Consider the following 16992-nt stretch of genomic DNA (forward strand, 5'->3'; position numbering starts at 1 on the left):
TCGTGCGAAACGCCACCACGTCCAGTTGCGTGACCGATAGCGTACCGAGAGTGAGATTCTTCAATGTCGCAGGACCTTGCCGCCCGGACCGGCACTACATGTTGCCCCCGGAGCCACGCCTCCCCGCAGCCCGCGAGTTGATCGATGACGGCCTCTACTTCGTTCTGCACGCGCCCCGGCAGACGGGCAAGACCACAACGCTGGCCGCTTTGGCCCATACCCTCAACTCTGAGGGCCGGTACCTGGCGATCCACTTCTCCTGCGAAGACGCCAAGGTCACCGGCGACGACTATGGCGCCGCCGAAGACGCGGTGCTGACTGCGATCCGCGAGGGCTGCGCAGCCTTCGACATTCCGCCCGATTGCCTGCCGCCGCCGACTTGGCCGGAATCATCTCCGGGTTCGCGCCTTCGTTTGGCGCTGTCCGCGTGGTCCCGTCGTTCACCCCGGCCTCTCGTTCTGTTCTTCGATGAGATCGACGGGCTCAGCGGAGCCGGGATGGTCAGCGTCCTGAGCCAGCTCCGCAACGGGTACACGACCAATCCCGAGTATTTTCCTCACTCGGTAGCGCTGTGTGGGCTGCGCGACGTCCGGGACTACAAGACGGCTTCGGGCGGCGATCCCGGGAAGAGAAGCGGCTCCAGCCCGTTCAACATCAAAGCGGAGTCACTGCGGCTCGAAGATTTCACCTTCGCCGAGATTTCGGAGCTGTATGGGCAGCACACCGAGGAGACCGGACAGGAGTTCACGCCGCACGCCATCCAGCGGGCGTTCGAGGCCAGTCAGGGGCAGCCGTGGCTGGTGAACGCTCTGGCTCGGCATGTCACCCGCAAGATGCGCGTCCCGCTTTCTGAGCCGATCAGCGACGCTCACATGGACGAGGCCGTCGAGCGCCTCATCCTGGAGCGGGCGACGCATCTCGACTCGCTGGTCGACCGGCTCAGCGAACCCCGGGTGCACCGTGTCGTCGAGCCGATCCTGGCCGGGACGTTCCCGCAGTGGGACGAGTCCTACAACGACGACCTCTCTTTCGTCCGCGACCTCGGGCTGGTCTCCCGAGGACGGCCGGTGCAGATCGCCAACCCGATTTATCAGGAGGTCATCGTCCGGGTCCTTTCGCAGGGACTCGAAGCGTCGATCGACGCCGATCCGCGCGCCTTTCTCTTGCCGGACGGACGGCTCGACATCCCTCGGCTCCTGTCCGAGTTCGTGGCCTTCTGGAGGGCCAACGGGGAGATCCTGGACAAGCGCGAGACTTACCACGAGTTCGCCTGCCAACTGGTCTTCATGGCCTACCTCCAGCGCGTCGTGAACGGCGGTGGATTCATTGACCGCGAATACGCCGTGGGCCGCGATCGGGTGGACATCGCCGTCCGCAAGCCCCATCTGGACGAGCGCGGATGCCGTGCCGTCCAGCTTTCGGCGTTCGAGCTGAAGGTCCGCACCGACCGGTCCGGCGACCCGCTCGAAAAGGGGCTCGGCCAGCTCGACGGCTACCTGGACGACCTCGGTCTCGACACCGGCACGCTCATCGTTTTCGACCGCCGGAAGAACGCCCCGCCCATCGCCGTCCGCAGCGAGATCGATGCGGCCACCACGCCGTCCGGACGGACCGTCACCCTCGTCCGCGCCTGAACAAGGCGGGGGCGGGCGCTGAACCGAGCCGTCAGCCGGTGAAGCGAGTTGGCCGGTCGGCTTTGACCTGCTCTGGAGTTCCTCACCGGCTGCCGAGTCGGGCTTGAGGCATGGGTTCAGCGGGCGGCTGTGGATCGTGGGCTGCCGGCCGACGGCCGTCAGCGGCGGGCACTTCGCGGAGGACCGGGGGCGGCTGTGCTGTGGCCTGCGCGGATCGGGTGATGTCGGGCGGAGGCGGGTAGGGAACCTCGTAAGCAGGGTCTTGCGTTCATGGGTGTGATGTCTGCCACGATGGCATGAGCGGCATTCGTCCCCTTTTACCCGGGGGAAGAAGGCCACTGAGGTCGGTCGGTTCGCGGCGATCCCGAGGACCGGCCCCGAACGAGGAGTGTCATCAATGACGATCGACTCCGTGCGCGGCGCGCCGAGTACCGGCGGGCTCGCCGACTCCGAGCTCGTGCAGCTGCTCACCCCGGAGGGTGAGCGCGTCGACCATCCCGACTACCCGCTGGAGATCACGGCCGAGCAGGTGCGGGGGCTGTACCGCGACCTGGTCAGCGTCCGGCGGATCGACCTGGAGGCCGTGGCCCTCACCCGGCAGGGCGAGCTGGGCATCTGGGCGTCGCTGCTCGGCCAGGAGGCCGCGCAGATCGGCTCCGGGCGGGCGCTGACCGACAACGACATGGTGTTCCCGACGTACCGCGAGCACGGCGTCGCGTACTGCCGGCAGGTCGAGCCGCTGAAGCTGCTGGGGCTGTTCCGGGGCGTCAACCACAGCGGCTGGGACCCCAAGGAGCACGGTTTCCACCTGTACACCATCGTGATCGGGTCGCAGACGCTGCACGCGACCGGGTACGCGATGGGCATCCAGCGGGACGGCGTGCTCGGTTCGGACAAGGCGGGCGCGACCATCGCCTACTTCGGCGACGGCGCGACCTCCCAGGGGGACGTGAACGAGTCGTTCGTGTTCGCCAGCGTGTTCAACGCGCCGATCGTGTTCTTCTGCCAGAACAACCAGTGGGCGATCTCCGAGCCGCTGGAGAAGCAGTCGCGGATCCCGCTCTACAAGCGGGCGCAGGGCTTCGGGTTCCCCGGCATCCGGGTGGACGGCAACGACGTGTTCGCCTGCCTCGCCGTCACGCAGAAGGCGCTCGCGCACGCGCGGGACGGGCAGGGCCCGACGCTCATCGAGGCCTACACGTACCGCATGGGCGCCCACACGACGACCGACGACCCGACCCGGTACCGCCTCAAGGCCGAAGAGGAGGCCTGGAAGCTCAAGGACCCGATCGAGCGCGTCAAGTCGTACCTGGTCAAGCAGGGCGAGGCGGACCAGGCGTTCTTCGAGGACGTCGAGGCCGAGGCCAAGAAGATGGCGATGGAGCTGCGCAAGGCCTGCCTGGCGCTGCCCGACCCGGATCCGATGGCGATCTTCGAGCACGTGTACGCCGAGCCGCATCCGCTGATGACCGAGGAGCAGGAGCAGTTCGCCGCCTACCTGGCGTCGTTCGAGGATGAGGGGGCGGCCCAGTGAGCGCGGAGACCATCACCCTGGCGAAGGGCATCAACGAGGGCCTGCGCAAGGCCATGGAGAACGACCCCAAGGTCGTCGTCATGGGCGAGGACGTGGGCAAGCTCGGCGGCGTGTTCCGCGTGACGGACGGGCTGCAGAAGGACTTCGGCGAGGAGCGGGTGATCGACACGCCGCTGGCCGAGTCCGGCATCGTCGGCACCGCGATCGGGCTGGCGCTGCGCGGCTACCGGCCCGTGGTGGAGATCCAGTTCGACGGGTTCGTGTTCCCGGCCGCGGACCAGATCATCACGCAGCTCGCGAAGATGCACATGCGCTCGCTGGGCGCGACGAAGGTGCCCGTGGTGATCCGGATCCCGTGTGGCGGCGGTATCGGCGCGGTCGAGCACCACTCGGAGTCGCCCGAGGTGTACTTCACGCACACCGCCGGGCTGCGCGTGGTCGCCTGCTCGAACCCGGCGGACGCGTTCACGATGATCCAGCAGGCGATCTCCTCGCCCGACCCGGTGGTCTTCTTCGAGCCGAAGCGGCGGTACTGGGAGAAGGCGTCGGTGGACGTCGAGTCCGCCGCGTCGTCCTGGACGCCGTTGAACAGCGCGCGGGTCGTCGCGCCGGGCGAGCACGCGACCGTCCTCGCCTGGGGGCCGTCGGTGAAGACGTGCCTGGAGGCGGCGTCGGCGGCGGCCGAGGAGGGACGCTCGATCGAGGTCATCGACCTGCGCTCGCTGAACCCGCTCGACATCGACACGATCACCGAGTCGGTGAACCGGACGGGACGGTGCGTGGTCGTCCACGAGGCGCCGGTGTTCAGCGGCTTCGGCGCGGAGCTGGCCGCCCGGATCACCGAGCGCTGCTTCTACCGGCTGGAGGCGCCGGTGCTGCGCGTCGGCGGGCCGTCCACGCCGTACCCGCCGTCCCGGCTGGAGGACCACTACCTGCCCGACCTCGACCGCGTCCTCGACGCCGTCGACCGGACCTTCACCTGGTGAGGCCGATGAGCGAGCGCAAGCAGTTCAAGCTGCCCGACGTGGGCGAGGGCCTCACCGAGGCCGAGATCATCAAGTGGCACGTCGCGGTCGGCGACCAGGTCGAGGTCAACCAGACGATCGTCGAGATCGAGACCGCCAAGGCCGTCGTCGAGCTGCCGTGCCCGTTCGAGGGCACCGTGGGCGAGCTGATGGTGGACGAGGGGTCGACGGTGGACGTCGGCACCCCCATCATCGCCGTCGACGTGGCCCCCGAGGACGGCGCGGCGTCGGGCACACCGTCGGGCACACCGTCGGACGCGGCGTCGGACGCGGCGTCGGGCGGCGTCGCCTCCGCCGGGGTCGCCGGGAAGGCCGAGGACATGGTTCCGCAGGCGGACGAGCCGGGCGTCGTCCAGCCCGAGCAGCCCAAGCGGCAGCCTGTCCTCGTTGGCTACGGGGTCAAGCAGGGCGCGACCAAGCGTCGTCCGCGCAAGCAGCCGTCGCCGCCTCCTCCTTCCGTCACTCGACCGTCCGTTCAGGCGACGCCTCAGGCTTCGGCCGCTCCTCAGGCGGCCCGTCCGGAACCCACGGTAGGCGGCCCCGCCACGGCACCGCGAAGTTACCCACAGGTTGTGGATAACGGATTGCCACTGGCCAAGCCGCCCGTCCGCAAGATGGCCAAGGACCTCGGCGTCGACCTTTCGACGATCACCGGCACCGGCCCCCGCGGATCCATCACCCGCGAGGACGTCCAGCAGGCGCTCGCCGGGGCCGCGGCGCCGACCGCACCCGCCGCGCCGACCGCACCCGCCGCGCCGACCGCGCCCGCCGCCGCGCCCAGCGGCGGAAGCGTCCGGACGGGCGCAGCGGCCGGAGCGAGCGGCGTCCGTGAGGAGCGGATCCAGGTCCGCGGCGTCCGCAAGGCCACCGCGAACGCGATGGTCGGGTCGGCGTTCACCGCTCCGCACGTCACCACGTTCCTCCAGGTGGACGTGACCCGCACGGTCGAGACCGTGGCCCGGCTTCGCCGGCTTCCCGAGTTCGCCGAGGTGAAGGTCTCGCCGCTGCTGCTCGTCGCGAAGGCGCTGCTCACGGCCGTGTCGCGGTACCCGATGATCAACTCGACGTGGGTGGAGGCGCCGGCCGCCCAGAACGGTTCCGGCACCGCCGGAAACGGCAACGCCGGAAACGGCGGGACCGGCAGCGGCGGCGCGGAGATCGTCGTCAAGCACTACGTGAACCTGGGGATCGCGGCGGCCACCGAGCGCGGACTGATCGTCCCGAACGTGAAGGACGCGCACACGCTGTCGCTGCCCGAGCTGGCCCGGGCGTTCGCGGAGCTGACCGCCACGGCCCGCGCCGGGAAGGCGAGCCCGGCCGACCTGACCGGCGGGACGATCAGCATCACCAACGTGGGCGTCTTCGGCGTGGACGCCGGGACGCCGATCATCACCCCCGGCGAGTCCGCGATCCTGTGCTTCGGCCAGATCCGCGACATGCCGTGGGTGCACGAGGGTGAGCTGGCGATCCGCAAGGTGACCACGCTGGCGCTGTCGTTCGATCACCGCATCATCGACGGCGAGCTCGGCTCCAAGGTCCTCCGCGACATCGGCGCGATGCTGGAGGACCCGATCCATCTGCTCGCCTGGTCCTGACCGCCCCGGCCGGCGCGCCCGGCCCGACCGTTCCGGCCGCCGAGCCGGGCCCGACCGTCCCGGCCGACGCGCCGGGCCCGACCATTCCGGCCGCCGAGCCGGGCCTGATGGCCTGACCGGCCCGAACTTCGAGGGGAGGGAGCCAGAATCCGGCTCCCTCCCCTCGACATTTCAGCGCCGCCCGCAAGCGCCACGCTCCCCCTCAGAAGGGACGGATCGTGAAGCGGTCGGACGTCGAGCCGCCGAACAGAATGTCCAGGCGCCCGCTCAGCACGTAGGCGCGTCCGCCCGGCTTGATCGTGACGGCGGTGGGGGCCGGGTCCGTCCACGGGTTCACCGCGCGCGTGACCCGCGCGCTGCTCCAGTTCCCGGACGGCCGTACGGCGAACACCGCGTCCGCGCCCGTGGAGGCGACCTTGTTGGTGGCGACGATCAGTGTGCCGTCCGGGCGGATCGCGATGCCGTCCGCGCCCGGCAGCGGTCCGCTGCTCAGCCGCACCTCGCGCACGTCCTTCGGGTGCGTGACCGGAACCCGGTACAGGCGGCCGGTCGTGTAGTTGCCGATGACGAGATGTTGCTTCTGCCAGACGATCCCGTTCGCGCCGAAGCCTCCGCCTCCCGCCAGTCGCGCGTCCCGAACGAACACCGACGTCCGCCCATGCGCAGGCACCCGGTAGACGACCGGGGCGAACGAGTCGGTCACGTAGAACGTGCCGTCCGGAGCGATGGCCATGTCGTTGGCGAAGTGCTCGCCGCCGTCACCGGCGACCTTGGCCAGATCGACGTAGCGGACGCGCCGTCCGGAGCGCAGGTCGTACACGCCCACGCCGGCGACGTGCTTCGCCGTCGCCGGGGACGTCTTCACCCCGACGCCCGGATCCGCGTTCGCGACCAGGAGGCGTCCGCGCGGCGCGTCCACCTTGATCCCGGTCACCGACACCAGCGACGGGTCGTTCACCAGCGTCCGGACGGAGCCGTCGCGCCGGACGATCCCGACCGTCCCGTGCCGCAGCGAGCCGACCAGGAAGGTCTTGCGCGTCGGGTCCCACGCCACGCCTTCCGGGTGCAGGCTCGGCGCATGCCCGCGGACGGCCGCCGCAGAGGAATCACCCACACGGCTCGGCGCATGCCCGCGGACGACCCCCGATGAAGCACCACCCACATGGCTCGGCGCGGACGGTGCGGTCTGCGCCCAAGCACCCGCCGGGACGGTCGCCGCCACGCCACCGAACGCGACAGCGGCGCTTCCGGCCAGGACAGCGGCGTTTCCGAGCACAACGGTCAAAGAGGCGGCGGCGGACGTTCTAGCGCGCTTTCCGGCGCGCGCGTTCAGGCTGGACATGAGGTCTCCTCACTAGGCGCTTCCTCAGGTGCGTCCAACCTTGGGCCCGGCGGCGGAGAAGCGGCAGATCGTGCGGATACTGTCATTCCGACTACCAGGTTGGGAGGGGCCATGGACGGCTCGGAGGCGCACCGGGCGGCGCTCGGCCGGTTCCTACGGACGCGCCGCGCCCGGGTGACGCCCGCCGACGCCGGAATCGAGCCGGGGACGCGGCGCCGGACGCCGGGCCTGCGCCGGGAGGAGGTCGCGACGCTGTCCGGCGTCGGGATCACCTGGTACACGTGGCTCGAACAGGGGCGGGACATCAACCCGTCACCCGCCGTCCTGGACGCGATCGCGCGCACGCTGCGACTCGATGCTCCCGCCCGCGACTACCTGTTCAGGCTCGCCGGCGTCCACCCGGGTGAGCCGGACGCGCCGGGCCGCGCGGGCCGCGTCGTCTCGGAGCACCTGGAAAGCCTCGTGCTCGCGCAGCAGGGGTCACCGACCGTCCTGATGGACGCCGCCTGGAACGTTCTGGCCTTCAACGAGCCCGCGCATCTCGTCTACGGGTACGGCGACATCCCGCTGGACGAACGCAATGTCGCCTGGCAGACGTTCACATCCCGAGACCTCCGGAAGATGACGCGCCACTGGGAGGACCACGCGCGGCGGATCATCGGGGAGCTCCGGGAGTCCTTCGCGCGGCATCCGTCCGAGGCGTCCGCGCTGTCGGCCCTGTTCGCGCGGCTCCGCGCGGTGTCGCCCGAGGCCGACCGCTGGCTGGACGAGCGGGACGTCCAGCACCGGGCGGGCAACGTCGCCAAGGTCCTCGATCACCCGGTGCTCGGCGAGCTGCGTTTCACCCAGCTCGTGCTCGATCCCCGCGAGGCGCCGGGCCTGCACCTGGCCGTCCTCCAGCCGGACGAACCGACCAGGACGCGCCTCGAAACCGACGAAAACGCGGCTCGGGACCACGCCAAGGACGCGTCTCGGAAGCACGCGTAGAAAGCGCCTCGGAAGCACGCGTAGAAAGCGCTTCGGAAGCGCGCGTAGGACGCCTCGCGTAACAGCGCGTCAGGGCGGCGGCTGCTGGTCGCCCCGGTAGAGCCGGTCGGGGTCGGACGGGTCGCGCGGCCGGGGCTGCTGCATGCGGGCCATCATCAGCAGCTGGAGTGCGAAGGTGACGCCTCCGACGATGATGAGGATGACCCCGACGATGTGGATGTCGACGGGGTTGCGCATCGCGTTCGGCTGGATCGCGAACTTGAGGATCAGCCCGAGGGTGATGGTGAAGACGCTGACGCCGAGACCCATGGGTGACCTCCGCCGCACATTCCGCTGCCGTGTTGTCTTGGTTTCCGTTCCGGGAGGTCATCACACGCCATCGAAACGGTAAATAGGCACATATCAGACGCGGGTGGACGCGGACGGCCCCCGCCCTGAGAAGGGCGGGGGCCGTCGCCACCAGTTCCGCGGGAGGCGGAGTGGGTCAGGATCCTGGCGCTCGGGGCCTCGGAGAGGTCAGAACGCCTCTTCGGCGAGCTCCATCGCGTCGAGGTTGGTGGCCTCGGTGGCGACGCGGTCGGCGGCGATGCGCGGCAGGATGTTCTGCGCGAAGAACTGCGCGGCCGCGACCTTGCCGGTGTAGAAGGACTTGTCGGCGTCCGACAGGCCCTCGCCGCCGAGCTTGGCGAGCGCGACCTCGGCCTGGCGCAGCAGCAACCAGGAGATGACGACGTCGCCCGCGGCGAGCAGGAAGCGGGTGCTGTTCAGGCCGATCTTGTAGAGCTCCTTCGGGTTCTCCATGGAGGCGAGCGCCCACCCGATCATCGGGTTGAGGATGCCCTGGAGGTCGTCCAGCGCCTTGAGCAGCGCGGCGCGCTCGGCCTTGAGGCGGCCGTTGCCCGCGTCGGACTCGGCGAACTCCCGGATCTGGCCCGCGAGCACCTTCAGCGTCTCGCCCTGGTCGCGCAGGATCTTGCGGAAGAAGAAGTCCTGGCCCTGGATCGCCGTGGTGCCCTCGTAGAGGGTGTCGATCTTGGAGTCGCGGATGTACTGCTCGATCGGGTAGTCCTGCAGGAAGCCCGATCCGCCGAGGGTCTGGAGCGACTCGGCGCCGAGCAGCGCGTAGGCGCGCTCGGAGCCGAAGCCCTTGACGATCGGCAGCAGCAGGTCGTTGATCTTCTCGGCCTGCTCGTTCCGCTCGCCCGCGTGCTCGGCGACCTGGACGGCGTCCTGGTAGGACGCGGTGAGCAGCACCAGGGCGCGCATGCCCTCCGCGTACGCCTTCTGCGTGAGCAGGGAGCGGCGGACGTCCGGGTGGTGGGTGATCGTGACGCGCGGCGCGGTCTTGTCGGTCATCTGGGTGAGGTCCGCGCCCTGGACGCGCTCCTTGGCGTACTCGAGCGCGTTCAGGTAACCGGTGGACAGGGTCGCGATGGCCTTGGTGCCGACCATCATGCGCGCGTTCTCGATGACGAGGAACATCTGCTTGATGCCCTCGTGGACGTCGCCGACGAGCGTGCCGACGGCCGGGTGCTTCTCGCCGAAGGTGAGCTCGCAGGTCGTGGAGACCTTGAGGCCCATCTTCTTCTCGACGTTGGTGACGTAGGCGCCGTTGCGCTCGCCCAGCTCACCGGTCTCCAGGTCCACGTGGTACTTGGGCACGAGGAACATGGACAGGCCCTTGGTGCCGGGGCCGGCGCCCTCGGGACGGGCCAGCACCAGGTGGAAGATGTTCTCGGCCATGTCGTGCTCGGCCGAGGTGATGAAGCGCTTGACGCCCTCGATGTGCCAGGTGCCGTCGGGCTGCTGGACGGCCTTGGTGCGGCCGGCGCCGACGTCCGAGCCGGCGTCCGGCTCGGTCAGCACCATGGTCGCGCCCCAGCCGCGCTCGATGGCCAGCTCGGCGAACCGCTTCTGCTCGTCGGTGCCGATCTGCCAGAGCAGCTTCGCGAAGGACGGGCCGCAACCGAACATGTGGACGGCGGGGTTGGCGCCCAGCACCATCTCGGCGACCGACCAGCAGACCGTGCGCGGGGCGTTGCTGCCGCCGAGCGCCTCGGGCAGCTCCAGCCGCCACCACTCGGCGTCCATCCAGGTCTTGTAGGACTTCTTGAACGACTCCGGCATGGTCACCGTGCCGGTGGCCGGGTCGAACACCGGCGGGTTGCGGTCGGCGTCGGTGAACGACTCGGCGAGCGGGCCCTCGGCGAGGCGGTTCACCTCGTCCAGGATGCTGCGGACGGTCTCCTCGTCCAGGTCAGCGTACGGACCGCTGCCGAGCAGGTCCTGGCGGTCGAAAACCTCGAAGAGGTTGAACTCCAGGTCCCGGAGGTTGCTCTTGTAGTGCCCCATCACGAACACTCCGTGGGTTTCGGCGGCGGCTGGGAGGGCCCCGCATTACGTACTGGTCAGTAACTCGACATCATGCTACCCGCTGGTAACCACGTGCAACCCGCCCCAGCTCGGCGATTTTCGCCGACGCGCCGCGGAAGTGACCCACCTCACAGCAGGGAAAGCCCGCCGCGCTACTCACGAGCCCCACAAAGCGCGTCCCACCTCCGTGCGCGCCACCGGACGACCCGTCCGCACCCCCGCACAACGCCGCGCCGGGGTTTTCCACAACCCCTGGTAGCCCCTGAGACGCGACGACTCCCCGTCCGGAACAGGCCGCACCGTGGGAGGCCCGCGCCGAACCGTGGGAGGCCCGGGGCCGAACCGCGCGGGCCTCCCGTTTTCCGCAGATCACAGGGGGAACAACCGCATCACCACGTCCGTTGATCGAGACGAGGGCCGAAGACCGCCCTCCCGGACGAGGAGCGCGCCGTACCCGGCAGGCGAAGACGACGCGTCAAGCAGCACGGTCGTCGACGTCCGGGAGTTCTTTCGTGGCTTGGATCCTCATCGTCATCGCGGGTCTCTTCGAGGTCGCGATGGCCTCGTGCCTGAAGCTCAGCAAGGGTTTCAGCCAGCTGTGGCCGTCCGTGGGGTTCGCCGTGTTCGCGATCGCGAGCTTCGGCCTGCTGAGCCTCGCCCTCAAGTCCCTCGACGTCGGCACCGCCTACGCCGTGTGGACGGGGATCGGCGCGGTCGGCACCGCGACGGTCGGCATCGTCGCCATGGGCGACAGCGCGTCGCCGCTGCGCATCGGCGCCCTGGCCCTGATCGTCATCGGGATCGTCGGGCTCAACCTCGCCGGTTCCAACGTGCACTGATCCGCGCTCCGGCCTGAACCCGCCCCGCCCCGCCCGAGCCTGGCGCCGCCAAGCCCCCGGCCCGGCCACACCCCGGCTCGGCTTCGGTCCCGGCCCGGCACTGGCCGCGGCAGCGGGGGCGCTTGGGGCATTTCCGGACGGACGGGACGAAGCGGGAACCGCTGGGACGGGCCGGGCGTCGTACCTGTCGCGATGAGCGAACCCCCCGGACTGACACCCGCGGAGCGGCGGGTCTGGCACGCGTTCCCCACGGGGGCGGAGATCGTGTTCGGCGACGACCGGCCCGCGGGCCCGGATCCGGACCGGACGGTGCGCGCCCAGGTGATCAACCAGCTGCTGCTCGGCGGCGGCGAGACGCGCGACGGGTTCGTCGCCGCCGTCCGGGTGCGCGGCGCCTACGTCATCGGGCAGCTCAACCTCGTCGGAGGGACCGTCCGGCACGAGCTGCACCTCAAGGCCTGCCGGATCGTCGAGCAGCCGCAGTTCTCCAACTGCCGCACCAACACGCTCCGGCTGACCGACTGCCGGCTGCCGGGGCTTGACGCGGGCGGGCTGCACGCCGACGGGGCGGTCAGCCTGTCCCGGTCGGTGCTCGACGGCGGGATCCGGCTGCCGCGCGCGCAGCTGCTCGGCGGGCTCCGCATGAACGAGACGGTGATCACCGAGACCGATCCCGAGCGGTGGGCCGTCTTCAGCGGCGGGATGGTCGTCGAGGTCGGGTTCTTCGCGCGGAACGCGACGTTCGAGGGCGGCGTCCGGCTGGTCGGGGCGCGGATGAACGGCGGGCTCTTCATGGAGGGCACGACCGTCCGCAATCCGGGACGGCTCGCGCTCGACGGGATGAACATGGTGGTGCAGGACGCCGCCGAGTTCTCCAAGGGGTTCAGTGCCGAGAAGACGGTGCGGCTCCGCAACGCGCGCGTCAACGGGACGCTGTCGTTCGACGCGGCCGTCCTCGACTCGACCGATCCGGAGCGGCTCGCGCTGCAGGGCAGCCACATGGTCGTGGACGAGCTGCTGATGAACCTCGCGGAGCCGGTCAAGGGCAGGCTGTCGCTGGCGTACTCGCGGGTCGACGTCCTGATGGACCAGCCGCGGATCTGGCCGCGGGAGATCTACCTCGACGGGCTCGTCTACCAGACGCTGCGCGGCCCGGCCACGCCGAAGGAGCGGCTGAGCTGGATCTCGCGCGACCCCCAGTTCCACCTCCAGCCGTACGAGCAGCTCGCGTCCTGGTACCACGGGATCGGGCACGACGACGTGGCGCGGAAGGTCCAGCTCGCGAAGCTGCGGGCGCGGCGGCGACGGCTCGGGCGGATCCCGCGGATCTGGAGCCTCCTGCTCGACTGGACGGTCGGGTTCGGCTACCGGCCGTGGCTGGCGTTCACGTGGTTCGCCGCGCTCGTCGGGGTCGGGACGGCCGTCTTCTCGGCCGTCCCGCCGCGTCCGATCAAGGACAGCGTGGAGCTGCCGCGCTTCCACGCGCTCGTGTACAGCCTGGACCTGCTCATCCCCCTCGACTCGTTCGGGTTGCAGGGCGCGTACGACCCGGTCGGGTGGACGCGCTGGGTGGCGTACGGGCTGACCACGTCCGGGTGGGTGCTCGCGACCGCGCTGATCGCCGGGGTCACCCGCGTCCTGCGTCCCGAATGACGGCCTCCGGGACGGCCAGGACCCGCCCGGACGTCCGTGTCTCGGGTATCGGACGCGCCGAATGACCCCGGAGCGAAACCGGCCGCACCGGACGGCCGACCGTGGCAACAAAAGTCGCGCCCGCCGCGTCGATCATGTTGAGTGGGACGCGAGGGGAGACTCATGGGCACCTATCTGATCACCGGCGCGACCGGCGGCATCGGCGGCGCGGTCGCCGAACTGCTGCGCGACCGCGGCCACGAACTGATCCTGACCGGGCGGTCGCCGGAGCGGCTCGCCGCCGTCCAGGCGCGGCTGTCCGGGGGCGCGCACGCGCGCACGCAGGAGATCCGCCAGGTGAACGCCGACCGGGCGCCGGGGGGCCACGGCGCGCCCGGTCCGGGCACGTCCGGCCCTGGCACGTCCGGCCCTGGCACGTCCGGCCCTGGCGCGACCGGCCCTGGCGCGACCGGCCCTGGCGCGACCGGTCACGGCGCGTCCGGCCCGGGCTTGGACGGCGGCGCGCGCACCGCGACCGACACGCGCGTGACGACGCTGCCGCTCGACCTCGCCGCGCCGCGCCGGATCGAGGCCGCGCTCGCCGTCGCCGGGCTGCCCGCGCGGCTGGACGGCCTGGTCTACGCGGCCGGCGTCGCGCACCTGGGCCGGGTCGTCGACACCGAGACCGACGAGTGGATCGAGCACCTGTCGGTGAACCTCGTGTCGGCGGCGGAGCTGACCCGGCTGCTGCTGCCCGCGCTGCGCGCCGCCCGCGGCCAGATCGTCTACGTGAACTCGACGGCCGGGCTGCGCGCGAACCCGCGCTGGAGCTCGTACGCGGCGAGCAAGTGGGGCCTGCGCGCCCTCGCCGACTCCGTCCGCGCCGAGGAGCCGGAGATCCGCGTCACCTCGTTCTTCCCCGGCCGAACGGCGACCGACATGCAGCGCCGCATCCGGACGCAGGAGGGCGCGGCGTACGACCCGTCCGACTTCGCGTCGCCGGAGTCGATGGCCCGCACGGTCGTCGCCGCGCTGGAGACCCCGCGCGACGCCGAGGTCACCGAGGTCACCGTCCGTCCCCGCCCCTGACCACCCACGACCCCGCGAACGCGGGGCGGGCGACGGGGGTCATTCGGTGCGGGAGCGGCGGAGCATCCAGGCGGCGAGGACGCCGCCGAGCAGGCCGAACAGGTGGCCCTGCCACGAGATGGACGGGTCGCTCGGCACCACGCCGACGAGCATCGTGCCGTAGACGGCGACGACGGCGACCGCGATCGCGATGTCGGCCAGGCGGCGCTCGAACAGGCCGCGGCCGATGAGGTAGCCGAAGAAACCGAAGATCAGGATGCTGGAGCCGAGCGTCAGCGCGGAGCTGGTGAACCAGACGCCGAGGCCGCCGACCACGATGATGACCAGGGACGCGGCGAGGAACTTGGCGAGGCCGCGGACGGCCGCCAGGAAGCCGAGGATCAGGAACGGCACCGTGTTGGCCATCAGGTGCGCGAAGCCGACGTGCAGGAACGGCGCGGTGAAGATGTCGGGCAGGTCGGCGACGTCGTGCGGGTGGATGCCGTACTGGTCGAGGCGTCCGTCCGCGAGGTAGTCGATGCCTTCGAGCACCCACATGCCCGCCGTGACGAACAGGATGAGGGTCGCCGCGGCCAGGGCGCGCGTGCCCTGCGTCGCGAGGCCCTCGCCCCGACTCTCCCGTTGAACCGGGGAGTAGCTCATCGTTCCCACCCCGTCGCCGTGCTCGACTGCCGCCGTCCTGTCAACGATCGTCCCCCGCACCGGCGTTCCCGTCCAGGCCCGGCCGCCCCGGCGGGCGGAGCCGAGGATGGCGAATCGGATTCGGTTCGGGCCATAGTGGGGCGATGCGAGCGATGGTCTGCGAGGAACTCGGTTCGGTGCGGCTGCGGGACGTCCCGGACCCCGAGCCCGGACCCGGCCAGGTGGCCGTGGCGGTCGAGGCGGCGGGCGTGAACTTCGTGGACGGGCTGTTCGTCCAGGGCGGGTACCAGATCAAGCCGCCTCTGCCGTTCACGCCGGGCAGCGAGGTCGCCGGGACGGTCGCGGCGCACGGGCCCGGCGTCACCGGACCCGCGGTCGGGACGCGGGTGCTGGCCATGTGCGGCCTCGGCGGGTTCGCCGAGAAGGTGCTCGTGCCGGCGGCCGGGGCCGTCCCGATCCCGGACGATCTGGACGCCCCGCGCGCCGCGACGTTCACGCAGAGCTTCTGCACCGCGCTGTTCGCGCTGCGCGACCGGGCGCGGCTCGCGGCGGGCGAGAAGGTCCTCGTGCTCGGCGCGGGCGGCGGGGTCGGGCTCGCGGCGGTGCAGGTCGCGCGGGCGCTCGGCGCGGACGTGCTGGCCGCCGCGTCCACGGAGGACAAGCGCGCGGCGGCGGTCGAGGCCGGCGCGTCCGGTGTGGTGGACACCACGCGCGAGGACGTCAAGACCGCCGCCCGCGCCTGGGCGGACGGCGGCGTGGACGTCGTGTACGACCCGGTCGGCGGCGAGCTCGCGGAACCGGCCCTGCGCGCGCTGCGCGAGGGCGGGCGCCACGTCGTGATCGGCTTCGCGTCCGGGACGATCCCGTCGCTGCCGCTGAACCAGGTGCTGCTGCGGAACCGCTCGGTCGTCGGCGTCGACTGGGGCGCGTGGTCGATGGCCCATCCGCTGCCCCAGCGCGCCCTGCTGGACGAGCTGCTGGCGATGGTCGCGAAGGGCGTCCTGTCGCCGGTCGCGCCGCGGACGGCGCCGCTCGCGGAGGCCGGGCGGGTGCTCGCCGACCTCCTGGAGCGGCGCGCTGTGGGGAAGATCGCCCTGGTCCCGCCGGGTTCCGGGAGCCGTGCTGCGGCCTCGGCGACCAGCTAAGCCACGGCCTCGGCGCCAAGGAGGCGGCGGTGCCGGTGACCAGCTAGGCGGCGGCCTCGGGCCGAGGCGGGCGGCGGTCTCCGTGCCGGGTGGCGGTCTCCGTGCCGGGCAGGCGGGCGGTCTCCGTGCCGGGCAGGCGGGCGGTCTCCGTGCCGGGTCAGGCGGGGCGGTCTCCGGGCCGGGTCAGGCGGCGGCCTCGGTGACGTCGCCGCGGACGGTGATGGCCGGCAGGTGGTGGCGGACGGGCGCGTCGGCGCGTCGGCGGAGGTGGCGGCGCTCCTCGGGCGTCGTCCCGCCCCAGATGCCGTCGGGTTCGCCGACGCGCAGGGCCCACTCCAGGCAGTCGGCGACGACCGGGCAGTTGGCGCAGATCGCCTTGGCCCGGCGCTCCTGCTCGCGCAGGACGGGGGCCGCGTACCCGATGGGGAAGAAGAGGTCCGGGTCGGCGCCACGGCAGATGGCGTGGTCGCTCCAGTGCTCTTCGGCGGCGTGCGGATTCGGCATGAGGCTGTGCTCCCTGCGACGGCCCGGGCGGATCGCGCCGGGCGGTTCGGGATGGGGTGGTTGTCCACCCAACGTAGTACTACGAGGCGTAGTACTACAAGTCGCGGTGAACGATGGAACGAAACGTCCGGATAGCCTGTCCGCGTGCGCCCAGCTCAAGATGTCACCTTCCGCGAAGCCACCCGCGATGACCTGCCGTTCGTCGTCCGGTTGCTGGCCAACGACCCGATCGCCGCGGGCCGCGAGTCGGTCGCGGACGGGACCGTCCCCGACGCGTACTTCGCCGCCTTCGCGGCGATCGAGAAGGACCCCAACAACGCGCTGATCGTCGCCGAACTGGACGGCGAGATCGCGGGCTGCCTGCAGCTCACCTACATCCCCGGCCTCACCTACACCGGAGGCGAGCGGGCGCAGATCGAGGGCGTCCGGGTGGCGGCCGAGGTGCGCGGGCGCGGCATCGGCCAGCTGATGGTGGGCTGGGCCATCGAGCAGGCGCGCACGCGCGGCTGCCGCCTCGTCCAGCTGACGACCGACCGCCAGCGTCCCGAATCCATCCGCTTCTACCAGAAGATCGGATTTCGCCCGTCCCATATGGGGATGAAGTACCACCTCGACGCGTCCGAAACCTCGGAACCCGCCTGAGATCGGGGG

Annotated in this window: 15 protein-coding genes and 1 riboswitch; of the genes, 10 read left to right on the forward strand and 5 right to left on the reverse strand. The window is 71.2% G+C overall.

The window, feature by feature from the left end:
- Nucleotides 1–50 precede the first annotated feature (50 nt).
- From ACFPCY_RS34185 to ACFPCY_RS34200, 4 genes are all read left to right on the forward strand, one after another.
- The gene (locus tag ACFPCY_RS34185; RefSeq protein ID WP_378262255.1) at nt 51–1634 is read left to right on the forward strand and encodes a hypothetical protein; all 1584 of its coding nucleotides are present in this window, start codon (nt 51–53) and stop codon (nt 1632–1634) included.
- Nucleotides 1635–2031: 397 nt separating this feature from the next.
- Nucleotides 2032–3168: a pyruvate dehydrogenase (acetyl-transferring) E1 component subunit alpha gene (gene pdhA / locus ACFPCY_RS34190; RefSeq protein ID WP_378262257.1), complete on the forward strand. Its 1137-nt coding sequence runs from the start codon at nt 2032–2034 to the stop codon at nt 3166–3168.
- Nucleotides 3165–4154: an alpha-ketoacid dehydrogenase subunit beta gene (locus tag ACFPCY_RS34195; RefSeq protein ID WP_378262259.1), complete on the forward strand. Its 990-nt coding sequence runs from the start codon at nt 3165–3167 to the stop codon at nt 4152–4154. The genes pdhA and ACFPCY_RS34195 overlap by 4 nt, the downstream gene beginning before the upstream one ends.
- A gap of 5 nt (nt 4155–4159) precedes the next feature.
- Nucleotides 4160–5788, forward strand: coding sequence for a dihydrolipoamide acetyltransferase family protein (locus ACFPCY_RS34200; RefSeq protein WP_378262261.1), 1629 nt, complete (start codon nt 4160–4162; stop codon nt 5786–5788).
- 202 nt (nt 5789–5990) lie between these two features.
- On the opposite strand, the gene ACFPCY_RS34205 is transcribed toward ACFPCY_RS34200, so the two are convergent.
- Nucleotides 5991–6842: a hypothetical protein gene (locus tag ACFPCY_RS34205; protein ID WP_378262263.1), complete on the reverse strand. Its 852-nt coding sequence runs from the start codon at nt 6840–6842 to the stop codon at nt 5991–5993.
- A 399-nt stretch (nt 6843–7241) separates the two neighbouring features.
- Here ACFPCY_RS34205 and ACFPCY_RS34210 point away from each other — a divergent pair, with 399 nt between their 5' ends.
- Nucleotides 7242–8117: a helix-turn-helix transcriptional regulator gene (locus ACFPCY_RS34210; protein ID WP_378262265.1), complete on the forward strand. Its 876-nt coding sequence runs from the start codon at nt 7242–7244 to the stop codon at nt 8115–8117.
- A gap of 69 nt (nt 8118–8186) precedes the next feature.
- On the opposite strand, the gene ACFPCY_RS34215 is transcribed toward ACFPCY_RS34210, so the two are convergent.
- Together ACFPCY_RS34215 and ACFPCY_RS34220 are read right to left on the reverse strand one after the other, a co-directional pair.
- Nucleotides 8187–8426 (reverse strand): DUF6458 family protein, encoded by a 240-nt coding sequence (locus ACFPCY_RS34215; RefSeq protein WP_378262267.1) that lies wholly within the window; start codon nt 8424–8426, stop codon nt 8187–8189.
- A gap of 207 nt (nt 8427–8633) precedes the next feature.
- Nucleotides 8634–10469, reverse strand: a complete 1836-nt coding sequence (locus ACFPCY_RS34220; protein WP_378262269.1) for an acyl-CoA dehydrogenase — start codon at nt 10467–10469, stop codon at nt 8634–8636.
- Nucleotides 10470–10900: 431 nt separating this feature from the next.
- Nucleotides 10901–10967, forward strand: a riboswitch (guanidine-III (ykkC-III) riboswitch).
- A gap of 35 nt (nt 10968–11002) precedes the next feature.
- Here ACFPCY_RS34220 and ACFPCY_RS34225 point away from each other — a divergent pair.
- The 3 genes from ACFPCY_RS34225 (at nt 11003) to ACFPCY_RS34235 (ending at nt 14050) form a co-directional block, all read left to right on the forward strand.
- The gene (locus ACFPCY_RS34225; protein ID WP_378262271.1) at nt 11003–11329 is read left to right on the forward strand and encodes a DMT family transporter; all 327 of its coding nucleotides are present in this window, start codon (nt 11003–11005) and stop codon (nt 11327–11329) included.
- 192 nt (nt 11330–11521) lie between these two features.
- Nucleotides 11522–12982: a hypothetical protein gene (locus ACFPCY_RS34230; RefSeq protein ID WP_378262273.1), complete on the forward strand. Its 1461-nt coding sequence runs from the start codon at nt 11522–11524 to the stop codon at nt 12980–12982.
- Nucleotides 12983–13144: 162 nt separating this feature from the next.
- Nucleotides 13145–14050, forward strand: coding sequence for an SDR family oxidoreductase (locus tag ACFPCY_RS34235; protein ID WP_378262275.1), 906 nt, complete (start codon nt 13145–13147; stop codon nt 14048–14050).
- A gap of 39 nt (nt 14051–14089) precedes the next feature.
- On the opposite strand, the gene ACFPCY_RS34240 is transcribed toward ACFPCY_RS34235, so the two are convergent.
- Nucleotides 14090–14692 carry a rhomboid family intramembrane serine protease gene (locus ACFPCY_RS34240; protein WP_378262277.1) on the reverse strand — a complete coding sequence of 201 codons (603 nt, stop codon included), beginning with the start codon at nt 14690–14692 and terminating at the stop codon, nt 14090–14092.
- A 143-nt stretch (nt 14693–14835) separates the two neighbouring features.
- On the opposite strand from ACFPCY_RS34240, the gene ACFPCY_RS34245 reads away from it, so the two are divergent.
- A complete protein-coding gene (locus tag ACFPCY_RS34245; RefSeq protein ID WP_378262279.1) occupies nt 14836–15837 on the forward strand; it encodes an NADPH:quinone oxidoreductase family protein in 1002 nt (333 codons plus the stop codon).
- A 183-nt stretch (nt 15838–16020) separates the two neighbouring features.
- On the opposite strand, the gene ACFPCY_RS34250 is transcribed toward ACFPCY_RS34245, so the two are convergent.
- The gene (locus tag ACFPCY_RS34250) at nt 16021–16341 is read right to left on the reverse strand and encodes a WhiB family transcriptional regulator (RefSeq protein WP_378262281.1); all 321 of its coding nucleotides are present in this window, start codon (nt 16339–16341) and stop codon (nt 16021–16023) included.
- A gap of 144 nt (nt 16342–16485) precedes the next feature.
- Here ACFPCY_RS34250 and ACFPCY_RS34255 point away from each other — a divergent pair, with 144 nt between their 5' ends.
- A complete protein-coding gene (locus tag ACFPCY_RS34255) occupies nt 16486–16983 on the forward strand; it encodes a GNAT family N-acetyltransferase (RefSeq protein WP_378262283.1) in 498 nt (165 codons plus the stop codon).
- The last annotated feature ends 9 nt before the right edge of the window (nt 16984–16992 follow it).

It is taken from the genome of Actinomadura gamaensis, assembly GCF_042652125.1.
In the GTDB taxonomy this organism is placed as follows: Bacteria; Actinomycetota; Actinomycetes; order Streptosporangiales; family Streptosporangiaceae; genus Spirillospora; species Spirillospora gamaensis.